Source organism: Xanthomonas arboricola pv. juglandis (genome assembly GCF_905367715.1).
GTDB classification, from domain to species: Bacteria; Pseudomonadota; Gammaproteobacteria; order Xanthomonadales; family Xanthomonadaceae; genus Xanthomonas; species Xanthomonas arboricola.
Map to the genome: position 1 here is coordinate 2,359,734 of NZ_HG999362.1, position 17,796 is coordinate 2,377,529.

Annotated in this window: 12 protein-coding genes and 1 pseudogene; 4 read left to right on the plus strand and 9 right to left on the minus strand. The window is 64.5% G+C overall.

Annotated features, from left to right (window positions below):
- Positions 1–20 precede the first annotated feature (20 nt).
- The gene (locus KHN93_RS10300) at positions 21–932 is read left to right on the plus strand and encodes a CPBP family intramembrane glutamic endopeptidase (protein WP_127158858.1); all 912 of its coding nucleotides are present in this window, start codon (positions 21–23) and stop codon (positions 930–932) included.
- A 299-nt stretch (positions 933–1,231) separates the two neighbouring features.
- Here KHN93_RS10300 and KHN93_RS10305 read toward each other — a convergent pair whose 3' ends face one another.
- Entirely contained in the window at positions 1,232–4,324 is a 3,093-nt protein-coding gene (locus KHN93_RS10305) for a TrlF family AAA-like ATPase (protein WP_212579535.1), read from the minus strand.
- A 919-nt stretch (positions 4,325–5,243) separates the two neighbouring features.
- Between KHN93_RS10305 and KHN93_RS10310 the strand changes: the two genes are divergently transcribed.
- The 3 genes and pseudogenes from KHN93_RS10310 (at position 5,244) to KHN93_RS10320 (ending at position 7,393) form a co-directional block, all read left to right on the plus strand.
- A complete protein-coding gene (locus tag KHN93_RS10310) occupies positions 5,244–5,516 on the plus strand; it encodes an XAC0095 family protein (protein ID WP_127158856.1) in 273 nt (90 codons plus the stop codon).
- Positions 5,513–5,928 (plus strand): annotated as a pseudogene (locus KHN93_RS10315) (SymE family type I addiction module toxin). Before KHN93_RS10310 ends, KHN93_RS10315 begins: the two are co-directional and overlap by 4 nt.
- Positions 5,929–6,283: 355 nt before the next feature.
- Positions 6,284–7,393 (plus strand): serine hydrolase domain-containing protein, encoded by a 1,110-nt coding sequence (locus KHN93_RS10320; RefSeq protein ID WP_212579536.1) that lies wholly within the window; start codon positions 6,284–6,286, stop codon positions 7,391–7,393.
- Between the two features lie 279 nt (positions 7,394–7,672).
- Here the strand turns inward: KHN93_RS10320 and KHN93_RS10325 are convergent, their stop codons facing one another.
- The 8 genes from KHN93_RS10325 to flhB all read right to left on the minus strand — a co-directional run bounded on the left by KHN93_RS10325 (position 7,673) and on the right by flhB (position 17,722).
- Positions 7,673–9,325: a chemotaxis protein CheA gene (locus tag KHN93_RS10325; RefSeq protein ID WP_016904945.1), complete on the minus strand. Its 1,653-nt coding sequence runs from the start codon at positions 9,323–9,325 to the stop codon at positions 7,673–7,675.
- Between the two features lie 2 nt (positions 9,326–9,327).
- Positions 9,328–9,954, minus strand: coding sequence for a protein phosphatase CheZ (locus KHN93_RS10330; RefSeq protein ID WP_016904946.1), 627 nt, complete (start codon positions 9,952–9,954; stop codon positions 9,328–9,330).
- Positions 9,954–10,346: a chemotaxis response regulator CheY gene (gene cheY / locus KHN93_RS10335; RefSeq protein ID WP_002813536.1), complete on the minus strand. Its 393-nt coding sequence runs from the start codon at positions 10,344–10,346 to the stop codon at positions 9,954–9,956. The genes KHN93_RS10330 and cheY overlap by 1 nt, the downstream gene beginning before the upstream one ends.
- A 35-nt stretch (positions 10,347–10,381) precedes the next feature.
- On the minus strand, positions 10,382–11,149 hold the full coding sequence (locus KHN93_RS10340; RefSeq protein WP_024937674.1) for an RNA polymerase sigma factor FliA: 768 nt from the start codon (positions 11,147–11,149) through the stop codon (positions 10,382–10,384).
- Positions 11,146–12,030, minus strand: coding sequence for a MinD/ParA family protein (locus tag KHN93_RS10345; RefSeq protein ID WP_010374294.1), 885 nt, complete (start codon positions 12,028–12,030; stop codon positions 11,146–11,148). The genes KHN93_RS10340 and KHN93_RS10345 overlap by 4 nt, the downstream gene beginning before the upstream one ends.
- Positions 12,017–13,699 (minus strand): flagellar biosynthesis GTPase FlhF, encoded by a 1,683-nt coding sequence (flhF, locus tag KHN93_RS10350; RefSeq protein WP_212579537.1) that lies wholly within the window; start codon positions 13,697–13,699, stop codon positions 12,017–12,019. Before flhF ends, KHN93_RS10345 begins: the two co-directional genes overlap by 14 nt.
- An 802-nt stretch (positions 13,700–14,501) precedes the next feature.
- On the minus strand, positions 14,502–16,574 hold the full coding sequence (flhA, locus tag KHN93_RS10355) for a flagellar biosynthesis protein FlhA (protein ID WP_024937671.1): 2,073 nt from the start codon (positions 16,572–16,574) through the stop codon (positions 14,502–14,504).
- Positions 16,575–16,591: 17 nt separating this feature from the next.
- Complete coding sequence (gene flhB, locus KHN93_RS10360) at positions 16,592–17,722, minus strand: flagellar biosynthesis protein FlhB (protein WP_024937670.1); 1,131 nt, start codon at positions 17,720–17,722, stop codon at positions 16,592–16,594.
- Positions 17,723–17,796: the final 74 nt, after the last annotated feature.

The window sequence follows — 17,796 nt, forward strand, 5'->3', positions numbered from 1 at the left end:
GTCGACCTGGAGCCCCCCGCATGACCCCCGTTGCCCTGTATTCGCCCGATCCAGCCCGCGGCTGGCTGCCCTGGGCCTGGGTGACGCCGATCCTGATGATCCTGTTCAACGCGGCACCAGCGATCGCGCTGGACGGGTGGATGCAGTCGCAGCATTGGTCGACGCCGCACGGCGATCCGATCGGCCTCGCTGGCTTGTATGCGCTGTTGTGGATCGGCTTCGCGCCGACGCTGGCGGCCGTGCTCGTCTGGGTACGCTTCGTCGAAGGGCGCTCGCTGGCGAGTAGCGGGCTGACCGGTCCGGCGCCGCTGAAAACCTTCCTTCGCGGACTGGCCGTTGGATTCGGCACGATCGCGCTGGTCGTAGTCGCGATCTGGATGGCTGGCGGCATGCAGGTGGCGGGCTTGGGGCAGGCCTGGCGGTCGCCCGTCAGTCTGCTGCACATCAGTCTGCTGCTATTGAGTTTCATGTTCCAGGCGAGCGTGGAGGAAGTCATCTTCCGCGGCTGGATGCTGTCGGTGGTGGCGCGCAAAACCAATGTCGCGGTAGCAGTGCTGCTGGTGTCGCTCGTTTTCTGCTTCCTGCATTTCAGTCCGCACCAGCCGCCCCTAGTCATGCTCGGCACGTTCCTGTTCTCGCTGTTCGCCTGCGCCTGGGCGCTGCGGACCGGCAATATCTGGGGCGTGATGGGCTGGCACGCGGGGTGGAACTGGTTGCTCGCGACCGGCTTCGAACTGCCCGTCACCGGCATCGATGCGCACTTGCCGGCGCTGCTGGTGGCGCTACGCCCGCAAGGCCTCGACGCTCTGACCGGTGGCGCGGAAGGGCCGGAAGGCAGTTACCTGTGCAGCGTCTTCTTCGTCGCCGCGATCGCGTGGATCCAGTGGCGAAAGACGCGCGGAGCTCAGAACTTCTCGCCGGCCAGCAGGTAACGCCACTGCCCGGGCGGCATCGCCCCGTCCGGGCCCTTGCCGATCGGATGCTGGTTCGCGCCGTACCGGCGACGACCACGCAATGGAGCGTCTGCTAGCGCTCGGTGGGCCGATCGCCGCTCCGCTACGGGGCTTCTCGGTAGGGTAGGGGAACTGCTATCCAGTACTAGAACTAGGGATGTTTATCGGGGGTAGGGCAGCTCCCGACCCAGAGCTGCCAGTCGTGCAGAGCCACAGGCAACTGCCCGAGCCTTGTTCAGGCTTCTCATCAGTGCCCGTGAAAGCGGGGGAACCCGCTATCAAAGACCGTACTTGTGCTTCCGATTCTTGAAGGCAGGCTCGGTGCCCTCGAGAATTTCAACGACAATGGCCTTGATTTCCGGCGACTCAATCCCGCCCGAGACGTAGTTGAACGTGTTGGTCGCCTTGTCGCAGGTCGCGCAGATGATCTGCTCTGCATCGCACACCACCGCCAAGTTGGGGTTGTGCGTCACCATGATGACCTGGCGCCGCTGCTTGGCCGCCTTGATGCACTTGACCAGTACCTTATAGATGGTCTGGTTGTCCAGGTTCTCCTCGGGCTGGTCGATGATGATCGGAATGTCGTCCTTGTCCACCAACAGGTAGAAGACCAGCAAGAGCAGGCCGCGCTCGCCCGGCGAAAGCTGGCTGATCTCTTGGCCGTCGAACGTGAGCGAATAACGAGGTTCGAGATAGCTCATGCCGTAGAGATAGTCGAGGATGTCCTGGGGATCTCCGCCTTTTCGGAGTTGGTCGGCGATCCTGGTCTCGCGGCCGCCGCCGGACTCACGCCGGTCAAAGCGCAGCATGTCGTCGATAGTCTCGAGAAAATGAAGCGTCGACTCCACGTCTTCGAAGTTGACCTCTTTGAGCAGACCACGCATGAGCTGACCGCTTTCGTCAACGCCGGCAAAACTTCCGCGCGCCTGCCGATTGATTCGAGGAAAGAATTGGTCTTGGAAGTCCGACTCTTCGATCCGCACCGCAAAATCTAGTGGCAGGTGCATGTCCATCTGCGCAGCCGATTTGACGAATTCCTGCACCGGCCCATACAGGCGGCGGTATTCCTCGACCGTCTTGCCCAGTTGCTCGTGGACCGTCTTGGCCAGTTCCACGCGTTGCGCCCGCAGCTCCTCCAGCTTGGCGGGCAGGGCGGCCAGCGAGTCAATCTCGGCTTTGAACCATTCAATGGACTGCGGCTTGTCCTTGCTGCCGGTGAGCTCCGCTTGGGCGCGCTCCCACTTGGCGACCTGATCCTTGAAGAGGATGAACAGGCGCTGCTTCTCGCCGAGCTTGCTCTTGATGTCAGCCATCGCCACCTCGGCCGCCTCGCGCCGCTTGGACAGGCCTGTGGGTTCTTGATTGGCGAGGGCCGCGTCGATGGACGCGATGGATTCCTTGGTTGTCTTGACGAGCGCGTCGATCCGCGACGTGTCGATCCTCAACTCGACCACGTCGGACGCCTTCACGTCCGCGCCAGCTTCTACGAGCATGGGGGCCAACTCCGCGACGAACTGATCGTGAGCCTTCTTGTGGTTCGCGATGGCTTGGACGATGCGGCTAAGGACGGCTTGACGCTTCGCCTCGGCGACCTTCTTGTCGCGGAGACGCTTCTCTTCATCGCCCAGCCTATTGAGCTCGTCTTCGAGGTTTTGAATCTTCTCGGTGGCCGCGTTGGACTCCCCCTGGGCCGCTTCCGATGCCGTGGGGTCTTCCACCTGAGCGGGCTTAGATGCCACCAGGGCGTTGAACTCAGCGATCTTGGCATCAAGCTGCTCTTGCAGCGACTGCCTGAACTCCGGCGTCAGCCTACGCTCGGTTTGCAGAATCTCCGCGTTGGCCTTGGAGATTTCCTTGACGACCTGTTCGCTCGCGCTGTCGATCTCCGCGACCTTGAAGTCGAGCAGCTCGTCCATAGACGTGTAGCCCAGCCGGGCGTCTTCCGGAACGTGCGTGTAGATGATCTTGCGCAGCTCGGTGTCGAACGTTGCCGAGCCGCCGTCGCCGAGCTCGTTGCACAGCGTCTCGAGGTAGCTCTGCGGCAGATACTTCACCCGCTCGACGCTTGTCTCCGACGGATCTTGGTCTAGCTGGCGCTCGGACTCGGTGCCGTCGTGCCAGCCGAGCGCGCCGAGGAAGTGCTGCGCGAGCTTGTTCCTCGGGTTGCGAAACCGCGTGTCCTTGAGAAACGAAAAGCTCTTGAAGTTCTTGGTGTCGCCGGCTAGCGCGGCGATGTCGGCCATGGCGCTCTTGCCGCTCCCCTTGTTGCCGATGATGGCGACCAAGTCATGGCTCAGCGGCATGTCCACGCTAAACCAAGGATCGGTTAGCGTGGAACCGGCCTTGCGGCTGATGCGTATTTTTGAGGCGTATTTGGTGCGGTTGGCCTCGACCAAAAGCCGCTTGGGCGGCGTGTCGCCGATGAATACTCGATCCTCAAATTCGGTGGTCGCTTGCACAAGACCCTTGAAGGTTGCGTCGGCCTTAATCCAAGTGAAGCAGTTGCCAATCCTGTCTTTGTTGGGTGAGTTGCTAAGGGCATGGGCGTCGGAGCAGTCGAGCAACTTATCCAATACGTTGGACTCAGTGAGCGATTTTCTCGCCGTTGCATACTCTGCGGGATTTGCTGCAGCAGTGAAAACCAAGTCTGCCCTGTTAATGATGTTTCGCTTTTCTGCGATCGACTGCCCATCCCATTTCAGGTTGGCCCATTCGGTCTTCCCAATGGCAAGCAAATGCTTCCCGATCAAATGGTGCTTGTTGAGAGCCTCGGTTACTTTCTCCAAGCTCACGCACAAGTTGTTAAATCCTTCCTCGAGAGGCGAAGCGAAGTCGGCCTTTTTATCGGTAGGCGCCGCATCGATGATCATCTGTCCAAGCTCCCCGAGGCTATCTCTGGTGATGGCGCCTCTCCATTTACCTTTTAGATCTGCGGAGTCGGGGATCAAGTCATAGCTGGCAAATAGTGAACCTAAGAACTGCTGGCGGATGATTTCAGGCTCCAGAGCGTCGAAGATGACGTGCAAATTGATGCGGGTCCAGTCGGACTGGGAGTAGCTGCCGTCTTTAGCCCTCTTAACGACACCGCCAAACTTGTCTAGCCGCAGCTCGATGACAGGTAGCAGCAGATCAATGTTTTTGAGGCGACCTTGTTCGAGCTTTGCCTTACGCGCGCGCTCATAGCCTTCAATGAAGATGTAGTCGTTGATGCCGATGACCTTGAACTCAGGCGGCAGGGCTTCAAGGTCGGTCAGGAATGCTTCCCAGGCTTCGTCTTGGCTGGCGCCGGGGTAGTGGTGCACCAGCGACGAAGGCGTGTGGACGTGCAAGTCCCACTTTTTCCATGTCGACCCGGCAGGATTGTTCGTCATAGCTCCCCCCATGAATTGTTAGCCGATGCAAACCCAGGCTTCTTCCTTCTTCGAGCTTGTCACCTTCAAAGTGCCCGCGTCAATTGAATGGCAATTTGAAGAGCCTGACTCATGGAACTTCGGACCATAGCTAAGAAATAACGGTTCCAGGTTCACTTCCACGCCGCATGGCCTTGGCCAAACCATCGTGCCCATACCTGCCACGCGGCGGTATGGGCGCGATGGTTTGGCTCTCGGATCATCTGCATTACCTGCAAGTTGAAGGTGTTATTGACGGCTCTGGGGTTTTGCATAGCGCGGGGTTCGTGGGGGAGGATCATCGCCATCGAGGTGTCTACGAGCATTAGATCAGCACACCAACTTACCGCCGCGCGTAGCGGCGTAGATCGGCAGCGATGCTGGTAGTGAAACGACAACGGCCGCAGTACGCGGCCGTTGTCGTTAGATCAGGCAAACAGGATCGTCTTCCCGATTCCCGATTCCCGATTCCCGAAGATCAATGATCGCTGGAGCGCAATCCATCCACATCCAGGATCAGCGCCATGCGGCAAACGTGATGGGGTCAGGTGCACTTATCAGGCGACGGCGCTCGGCTTGCGTGGCCCTTATGGAACTGCGCCAGCGGCGCACACGGCCGCGCGAGACCCGCTACGTGTATTGACACGCCAGACCGCGTACTTGCAATCTAGGCCCAAGGAGCGTCGAAACTCCTCTCATAGCGGTACCCACCTCCGTCAAACCGGTGGGTTTTTTGTGCCTGCGTCCTGCAGGTGCAAGCCGACGCAATGCCTGTGTCGGGAGGGCGGCTAATACAACACCCGCAAGGGGAATACGCCCGCCGGCTATGAGCGGTTTCGAACCTCCCGACATCCCGTCGCCGTTGGCGGCGGTTCTTGGGTTGTTCCAGGAGGGCGTTGCCATGTCTACCGCACCATCCATGCCGGCTTCGGTGCCGGGTTATCTGTTGCCAGCTTCCGCCCACAGCTTGCTGAGCGAGGTAGGCGAAGTGCTGCGCCGGCGGGCCGCATGCGCGGCCGTTGAGCAGGCCGACGACGATCGTGCGCAGCAGTTGCTCAACCAGCCCGGCGTGTTGTCGCAGGCCTTGCACAGCCTTTCTGCACGCATCGACGTGGCGTTGCAGCAGTGCGTCGCTGCACCCAGCACTACCCGCCATCACCCGGAGGCGCCATGACACGCCGCCGCCCACCCACGGCATCTGCCAGCGCACGGCCCACCCGCAAGCGTACGCGCCCCGCGCCCCCAAGCGGGTGCAGTGGGTCGTTGTGGAACCCGACCGCACCAAGCTGCCACCGATGCTGCCGCCCGACCCGGACGCCTCCCCGCAAGGCCCCGGCACGCTACGCGCACCCCGCCGCGCCCGCCGCCCGCGCCAATGCACCGTCAGCTACACCCATTACCCCGGCGCCCACGACCACGCCGGCGACCAGCACGTGCCCCACGTCCGCCTCAGCGGCCTATGGCTGGAACAACTGGGCTTTGCCATCGGCACCAAGCTGCGCATCACCGCCAGCGAAGGGCAGCTGCTAATGGAGGTGTTGCCGCCGGTGGAGGTGCCGGCCAAGGCGCGCAGCATGCGGCGATGATGCGGCGGCTGCCAGACGCCTTGCGATTGACCTGAAATAACGGTTCTAGGGTCACTTCAAAAGAACGGGGTCAGATTCACTTAAGGAAGTCAACCTGACCCTGAGGTTTGGACCCGTTATTCGACAAATAGCTGCCATTGTTGAATGGCCGGAATTGGTGAGATGTGGAAAGGCCGGTTTCGAAGCAGCTAAAGCGATTCCCGCCGCTTAGCCGTATCACCAAACCGGCGAGAGATTTCTGTCTTGCGAGGTGGCGACACCATACAACGTCGCGTATGCGGACAGGAAGTATCCGTCCGAATAGGGTGATACCCTCTGCATGGATCAAACGCTGATGTTGGAGTGAGGAGTAAAAATGGTCGCCTCAATTAAACGCCGCACTGTTTTGGCTGCGGCATTAACCATGGCCCTGCCGATGCGTAGCTTTGCCCAACCCGGAATTGAAGCTGATAGCGTGTCCTCGGCCCTTCGCCGTCGCGTAGCCGAGGAAAAGCAGGGCACAGGGGCCGTATTGGGGGTGGTACGCGCAGGCGAATTGAAGACCTTCCACTACGGAACGGTTGGCCTAGGTAAACTCCAACAGCCGAATGATCGGTCAGTATTTCAGATCGCCTCGCTAACCAAGATATTCACGGCACTATTACTTGCTGATTGCGTTCAGCGGGGTGAAGTGAATCTCGTCGATCCGCTATCAAAGTACATTGCAGTTCCTCCCGCCACCTTCGACGGGAATGAGATCACGCTTCTCGATTTAGCCACTCATACGAGTGGGCTACCACTTCGGCCATCCAGTCGCACCGGCCTCAGTCAAGACAACCCCTACGCCGGCTACACCGAGAGCGATCTTTGTGCTGATTTAGGTCGTGTTCGTCTCACGCGCTTACCGGGGTCGAGTTTTGAATACTCGAATTTTGACTACGCATTATTGGGTTACGCGTTGTCACAGCGCCTTGGCAAAACGTATGCTAACCTCTTGCGAGCTCGCATTCTTGAACCGCTTCGTATGGACGAGACTACGCTTACTCTATCAACGGAGATGCAGCACCGGGAAATTTGGGGTTACGATGCGGACTTCCACTCGGCTCAACCCTGGGAATTTGGTGCGCTTGCGCCGGCAGGCGGCCTTTTTTCGACGGTGAAGGACCTGTCGAAATTCATGACACTTTGGACAAACAAAGAAAGTGGTCCCCTCTCGCGGGCGGCTTCAATGATGCTGACCGTAGATAGGCCCGGCGATAATACCGATACCAGAATGGGTATCGGCTGGCGGAAGGTCCACCCGGATGGCCAGAGCATAGCTTGGAGCAATGGAAATGGCGGCGGCGTTCGTAGCTTCATGGGCTTCAACGCCGACACGCGCGTCGCCGCAATCGCGTTTATCAACAAAACATCGGGTTTTGGAGTTGACGATATCGCGCTTGAGTTGCTTGCGCCAGCTGGCTCGCATGTTCCCCCGTTTTTCTAAAATCCGGGCTGGTTTAAGATGCTTAAATATTAGCTGGATGGGAAATAACGGTTCCAGATTCAGTTCCACGGTAGCCTGACCGTCGCCAAACCATCGCGCCCATGCCTGCGCGCGTAGCAGCATAGATCGGCAGCGATGCTGGTAGTGAAACGACAACGGCCGCAGTACGCGGCCGTTGCCGTCAAATCAGGCAGACAAGATCGTCTTGCCGATTCCCGATTCCCGATTCCCGATTCTCCCAATCCCGAATCCCCAATCCCGAATCCCCAATCCCCAACCTCAATGATCGCTGGAACGCAGCCCATCCACATCCAGGATCAGCGCCATGCGGCCGTCGCCGATCAGGGTGGCGCCGGCGTAGCCGGGCAGGCCGCGCAGGGCACGGGGCAGGGGCTTGATCACCACTTCCTCGCGGCCGCGCACCTGGTCCACCACCAGGCCGAAGCGGGTTTCGCCGGCCTGCAGCAGCACTACCGTCAATAGCGGCGGTTGTTCGGCGGGCACGCCCAGCCAGCGGCGCAGGTCGATCAGCGGCAGGGTGTGCGAGCGGCGATCCAGCACGGCGCGGCCGTCGAACCAGCCCAGCGAGGTCTGCGGGGCGTGCAGCACCTCGACCACGCGCGCCAGCGGCAAGGCATACACCGCTTCGCCGGCCTGCACCAATAGGGTGGGCAGGATGGCCAGGGTCAGCGGCACGCGGATCATGAAGCGGCTGCCGCGGCCCAGTTCGGACTGGATCTGGATCTGCCCGCTGAGTTCGCGGATGCGCGATTGCACCACGTCCATGCCCACGCCGCGGCCGGAGATGTCGGTGACCTCGGCCTTGGTCGAAAAGCCCGGCATGAAGATCAGATGCAGACACTCGTCGGTGCTCAGGCGGGCGGCGGCTTCGGCGTCGATCAGGCCCTTGTTGCGGGCGATCTCGCGCAGGCGTTCGGGGTCGATGCCGGCGCCGTCGTCCTGGATCTCGATGCTGACGTAGTCGCCTTCCTGCTGCGCGGACAGGCGCACATGGCCGCTGCGCGGCTTGCCGGTGGCTTCGCGCAGGGCCGGCGATTCGATGCCGTGGTCGATCGCGTTGCGCACCAGGTGCACCAGCGGGTCGGCCAGGGCCTCGACCAGGTTGCGGTCCAGTTCCGTCTCGGCGCCGATCAGTTCCAGTTCCACTTCCTTGGACAGCGTGCGCGCGACATCGCGGGCCACCTTGGGGAAGCGTGCGAACACCTTGCTCACCGGCTGCATGCGGGTACGCATCACCGCGGTCTGCAGGCGCGCGGTGGCGATGTCCAGGGTGCTGACCGCGCGGTCGAGTTCTTCGTCGCGCAGGCGGGTACGCAGGGTCTTGAGGCGGTTGCGCGACAGCACCAGTTCGCCGATCAGGTTGACGATGGCGTCCAGGCGCTTGGTGTCCACGCGCACGGTCTGCTCGGCGTCAGCCGCCTTGGCCGCCGCCTTGGGCGCGGCCTTGGCGCCCGGCGCAGCAGCGCCGTGTGCGTCATCGTGTGCGGGTGCTGCGGCAGCGGCCTTGGGCGCGGCCTTGACCGCCGGCGGGCCGCTCTTGGCATCGAACTGCGCAATCAGCGAGGCCGGTGCATGCGGCACGGTTTCGCCCGAGCCCATCGCATCCAGCATGGCCTGCAGATAATCCAGCGACTGCTGCGCGGCATCGAAGTGATGCGCCTGCAACACCGCCTGACCGGAGCGCGCCATGCCCAGGGTTTCCTCGGCGGCGTGGCAGAGCTCCACCATCGGCTTGATCGCCAGGAAGCCGGCGCCGCCCTTGAGCGTGTGGAAGCCGCGGAACACCGCGTTGAGCTGGTCGGCTTCGTCCGGTGCCTGTTCCAGCGACACCAGCTGTTCGCCGAGGCGATCCAGGATTTCCTGGGCCTCGACAATGAAATCGGCAGCAATATCGTCTGGAACAGCACTCATGGTTACAGCCCCAATCCGGACAGCAGGTCGTCGGCGTCGTCCTGCGACACCGCGTGACGGTCCAGGCCCTTGACTGCAGGACCGGCAAGACCGCCGTCGTCTTTCTTCGGCTCGGGATTCTTCGGCGGCAGGCCGAGTGCACCGAAGCCCTCGTGCACGCGCCGCACGATGCCGGCCACGCGACGGATGATCTGGCCGCTCAGGTCCTGGTAGCTCTGCGCCAGCGACAGCTCGGTCAGGTTATGGCGCATCTTGTCCATTAGCGCGCCCTGGTCCTGGTTCAGGCCACCGTCGCGCAGCTGGTTGGCCAGCTCGCGGCATTCCTCGACCAGGTCCAGCGTGCGATGGCTGGCCTTCTCGGTCATTTCCACCACGTGGTCCAGGCGCGAGCAGGCATCGTCCAGTTCGCCGGCTTCCTCGGGCACGGTGGGCAGCTCGCCCAGCGCCTGCCCGAGTTCGCGCGCGAGCCGGCTCAGGCTCTGCATCATCGGGCGCGTGCGCAGCGCGGCGAGGTGGTCCACCTCGCGCCGCCAGGCGACCTGGTCACCGCTTTCCAGTGCATCGAGCGCGTGTTGCAGGCGCTCGATCAGGGCGGCACGTTCGGCATCGGCTTCCACGGTGGCGTTCATCAGGCGGTCGCCGCCAGACGTTCGAACACCTTGCCCAGCTTCTCTTCCAGCGTCTGTGCGGTGAACGGCTTGATGATGTAGCCGTTTACGCCGCACTGGGCCGCTTCGATGATCTGCTCGCGCTTGGCTTCGGCGGTCACCATCATCACCGGCAGGTGCTTGAGCTTGGCGTCGGCGCGGATGTTGCGCAGCAGGTCGATGCCGGTCATGCCGGGCATGTTCCAGTCGGTGACCACGAAATCGAACGGGCCGGCCCGCAACGCCGCCAATGCGCTGTTGCCGTCTTCGGCCTCTGCGGTATTGGTGAAGCCCAGATCGCCCAACAGATTCTTGACGATACGTCGCATCGTCGAGAAGTCGTCCACGATCAAAATCCGCATGTTCTTGTTCACATCAAGCTCCTAACACTAAAAAATGCGCGAAAAAATCATTCGTCAATTTCGACACCGGCATCGGCCAGTTCGAAGACCTTGAGGCGGCCGCGCAGACGCACCACCGCCTGGCCATGGATCTGGCAGACGCGCGATTCGCTGACACCGAGCACGGCGCCGATTTCTTTCAGGTTCAATTCCTGTTCGTAGTACAGCGACAGCACCAGCTGCTCGCGCTCGGGCAACTGGCCGATGGCCTTGCCCAGCTCGCGGCCGAATTCGCCACGCTCCATCATCTGCTGCGGATTGGGGCCGCCCTTGGCGGTGGTGTCCAGCTCGCCGTGATCCTCGATCCGTGACTCCAGGCTCAGCACCTGGCCGCGGGCGGCATCTTCCATCAGACGCAGGTAGTCGGGCAGCGGCATCTCCATCGCGGCGGCCACTTCGGTGGCGGCGGCGGCGCGGCCGGTGTGCTGTTCGATCTTGCGCACGGCGGCGGCGGCGTCGCGTGCGCGGCGGTGCACCGAGCGCGGCACCCAGTCGCCACGCCGGATTTCGTCGATCATCGAGCCGCGGATGCGGATCGAGGCATAGGTCTCGAACGAGGCGCCCTGTTCGGAGTCGTAACTGCGCGAGGCTTCGATCAAGCCGATCATGCCGGCCTGGATCAGATCGTCCACTTCCACGCTCGCCGGCAGGCGCGCGGCCAGATGGTGGGCGATGCGGCGCACCAGGTCGGCGTGCTGGGTGACGATGTCGTTGGCGTTGTTGCGCTGCACGGCGCGGTACTGCGCGCTGGCCGTGGTTGCGGTAGCGGTGCTCATGCGGCCACTCCCCGTTGGATGATGCGTTCGACGAAGAACTCGACGTTGCCGCGCGGCACGGTGGGGGCCTGCCAGCGCGAGGTACGGCGAGCGATTTCTGCAATGGCCTGCGCCGACGGACTGGCGGGGTAGGCCTTGATGACCGGCTGCTGGCGCTGCACCGACAGGCGCAACCAGTCGTCCTGCGGCACGTGGCCGAGGTAGTTCAGCGACACGTCGCCGAGGAATTTTTCGCAGACCCGCGACAGCTTGTCGTACAGCAGGCGGCCCTCGTTGGGGTCGCGCACCATGTTGGCGATGATCTGCAGGCGGTCCACGCCGCGTTCGCGCGAGAGCACCTTGATCAGCGCATAGGCGTCGGTGATCGAGGCCGGCTCGTCGCAGACCACCACCACGGTGTCCTGGGCGGCCTGGCAGAAGGTCAGCACGCTGTCGGTGATGCCGGCGGCGGTGTCGATGACCATCACGTCCAGGTCGCGCTCCAGCTCGGAGAACACGTTGACCAGGCCGATGTGCTGGGCCGGGGCCAGTTCGGCCATGTGGCGGCGGCCGGAGGCGGCCGGGACCACCAGCACGCCGCCGGGGCCTTCGATGATCACTTCATCCAGCGTGCAGCGGCCGGCGATCAGGTCGGCCAGGGTGTACTTGGGCGACAGTCCCAGCACCACGTCCAGGTTGGCCAGGCCCAGGTCGGCGTCCAGCAGCAGGGTGCGCTTGCCCATGTCGGCCAGCGCCACGGCCAGGTTGGCGGAGATGTTGGTTTTACCCACGCCGCCCTTGCCACCGGTCACGGCAATGGTGCGCACCGGGCCCAGGGGCTCGGGACGGGTCGCCGACAGGGGGAAGGCGTTGGTCAGCTTGGCGTATTCACGCGACTGCATGGTTGTGCTCCGGAGTACAGGGCTTATCGGCAGCGCGCCGCAAATCTTCAAGGCGAAGAACGAGACTGGCGGCATTGGCGCGGTGCAGGTCGTCGGGGACCCGCTGTCCGTCAGTCACCCAGGTGATGGGCATTTGGTGATCGACGACGACCGACAGCGCACTACCGAAGCGGCCGGTCTCGTCAAGTTTGGTCAGCACCACGCCCTGGGGCTTGGCGTGGGCGAAGCGGCGCACGACCTCGTCGAGGTCGGAAAAGTGCGCGTTGGCAGGCAGCACCAGCAACGAGGTGACCTGGTGCGCGGCGCGCAACCAGTTGAGCTGGGCGGCCAGGGCGCGGTCGCGCTGGCCCATGCCGGCGGTGTCGATCAGCACCAGCTTGTAGTCGCGCAGGCGCTCGAGCAGTTCCAGCAGGCTCTCGGCGCTGTCGGCCTCGTGCACGGCGATGCCGAGCTGACGGCCGTAGCTGTGCAGCTGCTCGCGGCCGCCGACGCGCTGGGTGTCGGTGGTGACCAGGGCCACGTCGCGCGGGGCGTGCTGGGCGGCGAAGCGCTGGGCGAGCTTGGCGATGGTGGTGGTCTTGCCGGCGCCGGTCGGGCCGACCAGGGCGATCACGCCGCCGCGTTCCAGCGGGTCGACCGGGGCCACCGGCAGGCGCTTGGACAGCAGCCCCAGCATCAGCCCGCGGCCGCGGTGCAATTCGGTATCGGCCGGGATCTGCAGTGCCACGTCGCGGATCAGGCCGGCGTCGAAGCCGTAGTCGTCCATCAACTCCAGGGCCTGGGCGCGCACCGGCGAGCCACGCAGGCGCTCGTCGGTGAGGCGGTTCATTTCGCGCTCGATCATCTGCCGCATCAGCGCCAGCTCGCCACGCAACTGCTTGAGTTCTTCATCGTTCTGCGGCGCCGGGGCGGCGGCGACCGGCACCGCGGCCAGCGCCGGCCGGGCAACCACCAGCGGCGGCAACGCGGTCGGCGGCAGGATCTGCGGCAGCGCGTCCAGGTCGAAGTCGGCGTCGTCGTCCAGCGCGTCTTCGTCCTGGTCGTAGCCGGCCTGCACGGGGGCAGCGGCGGCGGCCATGATCGGGGTCGGGGCCTGCACCGGTGCGGCCTGCACGGCGGCACGCTGCACCGGCGCGGTGGTCAGGAAATCGGCGAACAGCTGTTCCGGCACGGCCGACAGCGCGTGTTCCTGGCGCGGCGCGGCGGTCACCGCGACGGCGTGGGCCAGGGCCTGGGCGGCGGGCGAGGGGACGGCGGCGCTACGCACCGGTGCCGGCACCTGCGGCTGGCGCGGCACATTGACCGGCTGGCGCAGCGCCATCGCGGCGATCATGTCTTCGGCGGCACTGGCAACGCGCTGGCGCTGGCTCGTGCCGGCATCGGCGGCCGGCTTCAGCGGTGCGTGGACCGGTGCTGCGGCTGCTTGCGGGGCCGGTGCCTGCGGGGCAGCTGCCGACGGGATCGGCGCGGCGGCAACGGCCGGCGTCTCGGAGCGCGCGGTTTCCAGCGCACGCTGCACGAGTTCTTCGTCGTAGTTGCTGGCAGCGACGATCTCGATGCCTTCGGCGGTGCGGCGATTGGACAGGATCACTGCGTCCGGGCCGTGTTCTTCACGCACCATGCGGAATGCGGTGCGCATGTCCGGGGCAACGAAGCGTTTGATTTTCATGCGAAGTGCCTCCAGGAACGGGACCCGCCGGACGCCGGACGGGTGCGCGATGAATGTGGGTGTGTTGCCAGCGTCATGAGTTGCCTGTCCCGTTCGGTTGTTCCAAGTGCTGCTCTCGCCCCGCAGCGGTGGCGCTGGCTGCGGTCTCGGCAGAGCTAATGCACGCGGCGTGCCAAAACGGGGTGCCGGGGTTCCGGCGCGGGGAGCTGGTGCGTCGGGACGGGGCGGGAGCGGCGTGTACGGTCGGGTCCGACGGTTTCAAGTCAATGGATTGATTGACTTTTTTCCGGGGCGGCGATGCAGTGGCGTCGTCGTGCAGGCGGAAGCGCTGGCGGCCGGAAGGCCAAGTCTGGGGCGCTCGGGATGCCTGGAAACGGCCAGCGCCGTGCAATCGATTGGAGATCCGGACCAGTGGCGGCTTTCCGACGCCGGGTGCTGGTCGGTCACCGGCCTGCAGCCATCGCTGGCCAGCGTAGTGGGTAGGTTCGTAGGAGCGCGCCTGGGCGCGACGGGCCGTGCCGGTAAAACCTGTCGCGCCCGGGTGCGCTCCTACCTTGGTGTCGGCGTCCGCGATGTGTTGTCGGATTGCCCGGCCTGTCGTAGGAGCGCACCTGGGCGCGACGGGCCGTGCCGGTAACGCCTGTCGCGCCCGGGTGCGCTCCTACGGTGGTGTCGGCGTCCGCGGTGTGTTCCCGGATTGCCCGGCCTGTCGTAGGAGCGCACCCGGGCGCGACGGGCTGTGCCGGTAAAACCTGTCGCGCCCGGGTGCGACCCCACGGGGGGCGTTGGTCGGCGGCCGGTTTCAGCTGATCGTGCCGACCAGCTTCAGGCGCTTGTCTTCGGGCACTTCGCTGTAGGCCAGTACCGACAGGGACGGGACGCTGTGGCGGACCAGGCGGGCCAGGGCGGCGCGGACCTGGCCGGGCACCAGCACCACTGCCGGTTCGTTGCGGGCTTCCTGCTTGCCGACGCAGTCGGCCAAGCTCTGGTGCAGGCGCTCGGCCAGGCCCGGCTCCAGCGCCACGCCGTTGCCGTGGGTGGATTCCTGCAGCACGCGCTCCAGCTGCGGGGCCAGCGTGTAGACCGGCAGCTCGGCTGACATGCCGGCGATTTCCTGCACGATGAAGCGGCCCAGCGAGGTGCGTACCGCGGCGGTGAGGGTGGTCGGGTCCTGGCTGTGCGGGGCGTGTTCGACCAGCGCTTCGACGATCTTGCGCAGCTGGCGCACCGGGATGCGCTCGATCAGCAGGTTCTGCAGCACGCGCACCACCACCGACAGCGGCAGCGCCTTCGGGGTGAGGTCTTCCACCATCTTCGGCGCGGTCTTGGCCAGGGTCGCCAGCAGCTGCTGCACTTCCTCGTGGCCGAGCAGTTCCGGGGCGTGTTCGCGGATCAGGTGCGACAGATGGGTGGCGACCACGGTGGCCGGGTCGACCACGGTGTAGCCCATCGATTCGGCATAGGCGCGTTGGTGTGGCTGGATCCAGGTGGCGTCCAGGCCGAACGCCGGGTCCTTGCCGGGAATGCCGTCGAGCTGGCCGAGCGCACCGCCCGGGTCCAGCGCCAGTTCGCGATCGGGATAGATTTCCGCAGTGGCCACCGGCACCCCGTGTACCAGCAACCGGTAGGCGTTGGCCGACAGCTCCAGGTTGTCGCGGATATGCACCGGCGGCACCAGGAAGCCGATGTCCTGGGTGAGCTTGCGGCGCACGCCCTTGATGCGCGCCATCAGTTCGCCGCCCTGGTTCTTGTCCACCAGCGGAATCAGCCGGTAGCCCACTTCCAGGCCCAGCGGGTCGATCGGGCGCAGTTCGTCCCAGCTCAGCTCCGAGCTGGCCTGGGCGGCAGTGGCCGCAGCGGCGGCCTTGGGATCGGTGGCCGGGTCGCCGGTCGGCGGGATGACCAGGCTGCGCTTGTACATTTTCCAGGCGATCACGCCCAGGATCAGGCCCAGCGTCAAAAACGCGACGTTGGGCATGCCCGGCACCAGGCCGACCAGGCCCAGGATGGCCGCAGCCACCGCGAGGGCGCGGTGCTGGCCAAACACCTGGCTGATCATGGCGCCGCGCATGTCCTGCGCGCGCGAGGCGCGGGTCACCAGCAAGGCGACCGAGGACGACACCAGCAGGGCTGGCAGCTGCGCCACCAAACCGTCGCCGATCGACAGCAGGGTATAGGTGGAGGCGGCATCCACAAAGCTCATGCCGTGCTGGAACATGCCCACCGCCATGCCGCCGACCAGGTTGATGAACAGGATCAGGATGGCGGCGATGGCGTCGCCGCGGATGAACTTGTTGGCACCGTCCATCGCACCGTAGAAGTCGGCTTCCTCGCGGACCTCTTCGCGGCGGGCCTTGGCTTCCTCGCGCGTCAGCAAACCGGCGTTGAGGTCGGCATCAATGGCCATCTGCTTGCCGGGCATGGCGTCCAGGATGAAGCGCGCGGTCACTTCCGACACGCGTCCGGCACCCTTGGTGATGACCACGAAGTTGATGATGGTCAGGATCGCGAACACCACGATACCCACGGCGTAGTTGCCGCCGATCACGAACTGGCCGAACGCCTCGATCACCTTGCCGGCTGCGGCATGGCCGTCCTGGCCGTTGATCAGGATCACGCGGCTGGAGGCGACGTTCAGCGCCAGCCGCAGCATCGTGGTCATCAGCAGCACGATCGGGAAAATGGTGAATTCCAGCGGGCGCTGCACGTAGACGACCGCCAGCAGCACCATCAGCGAGATGGCGATGTTGAAGGTGAACAGCGCATCCAGCACCGGCGCGGCCAGCGGCACCATCAGCATGGCCAGCATGGCCATCAGCGCCAGCGGCGCGCCCAGGCCGTTGCGCAGCAACTCCATGATGCGCCGGGCATTCATCGGGGCGGGTTGGGCGCTCATGCGCTGGCTCCCTTGCCGAACTCATCCACGTCCAGCGACGGCAATTCCGGCATCGGGCCGCCGTTCCAGCCACGCAGCTGGTAGACGTAGGACAGCACCTGGGCCACGACCGAATAGAGTCTCACGGGAATTTCCTTGCCGATTTGCGCTTCTCTATACAAGGCGCGTGCCAAAGGCGGGGCGGTGACGATCGCCACGCGGTGCTGTTCGCAGGCTTCGCGGATGCGGAAGGCCATTTCGTCCACGCCCTTGGCCACCACGATCGGGGCGCGCATCTTGCCGCCCTCGTACTTGAGCGCCACCGCGTAGTGGGTCGGATTCATCAGCACCACGTCGGCCTTGGGCACCGCTTCCATCATCTGGCGCTGCGACATCTGCATCTGCATCTGGCGGATGCGGCCCTTGACCTCCGGGCTGCCCTCGCTTTCCTTCATCTCGCGCTTGATCTCTTCGCGGGTCATCTTGAGCTTCCGCAGCCAGTTCCACTTCTGGTACGGCGCGTCGATGGCGGCCAGCAGCACCAGCGCGCCGGCGGTGTAGAACAGCAGGCTCTTGGTGAAGTCCAGGCCGTTGCCCACCGCCTGTTCCAGCGGCTGGTTCACCAGCGAGCGCAGGCCGTGCAGGCCCTTGGAGATGCACAGGCTGGCGGCCAGGCCGACGAACAGCAGCCGCAGCACCGACTTGACCAGTTCGGCCAGGCTGTTGCTGCCCCACATGCGCTTGATCCCGTTCATCGGGTTGAGCTTGTTGAGGTCGGGCATGATCGCCTTGCCGGAAAAGCGCAGCCCGCTCATCAACAGCGGGCCGGCCAGGCCGGCGGCCAGGCAGATGCCGATCAGCGGCAGCATCACCCACAGCAGCTGCAGCAGCAGGTCGCCGAAATGGCCGAACAGCGCCATCGGGTTTTCACGCATCTTCGGGTCCGGGCTGAGCGCGGTCTTCATCCAGACGCTGGCGCCATCGCCGATGCCGCGGGCCAGGGCCATCAGCGCGAACACGCCGGCACCGAACACCGCGGCGGTGGACAACTCGCGCGATTGCGGGATGTTGCCCTGCTCGCGGGCTTCGCGCAGGCGTTTTTCGGTGGGAAGCTCTGTGCGTTCGCCGCCGTCTTCGGACTCGGACATGGAGGTGCCGGTGACTGGTCAGCCCTGCGTCATGCAAGTGGCGTTCCAGTTTGGGAGGCCGGGAATCGGGAATC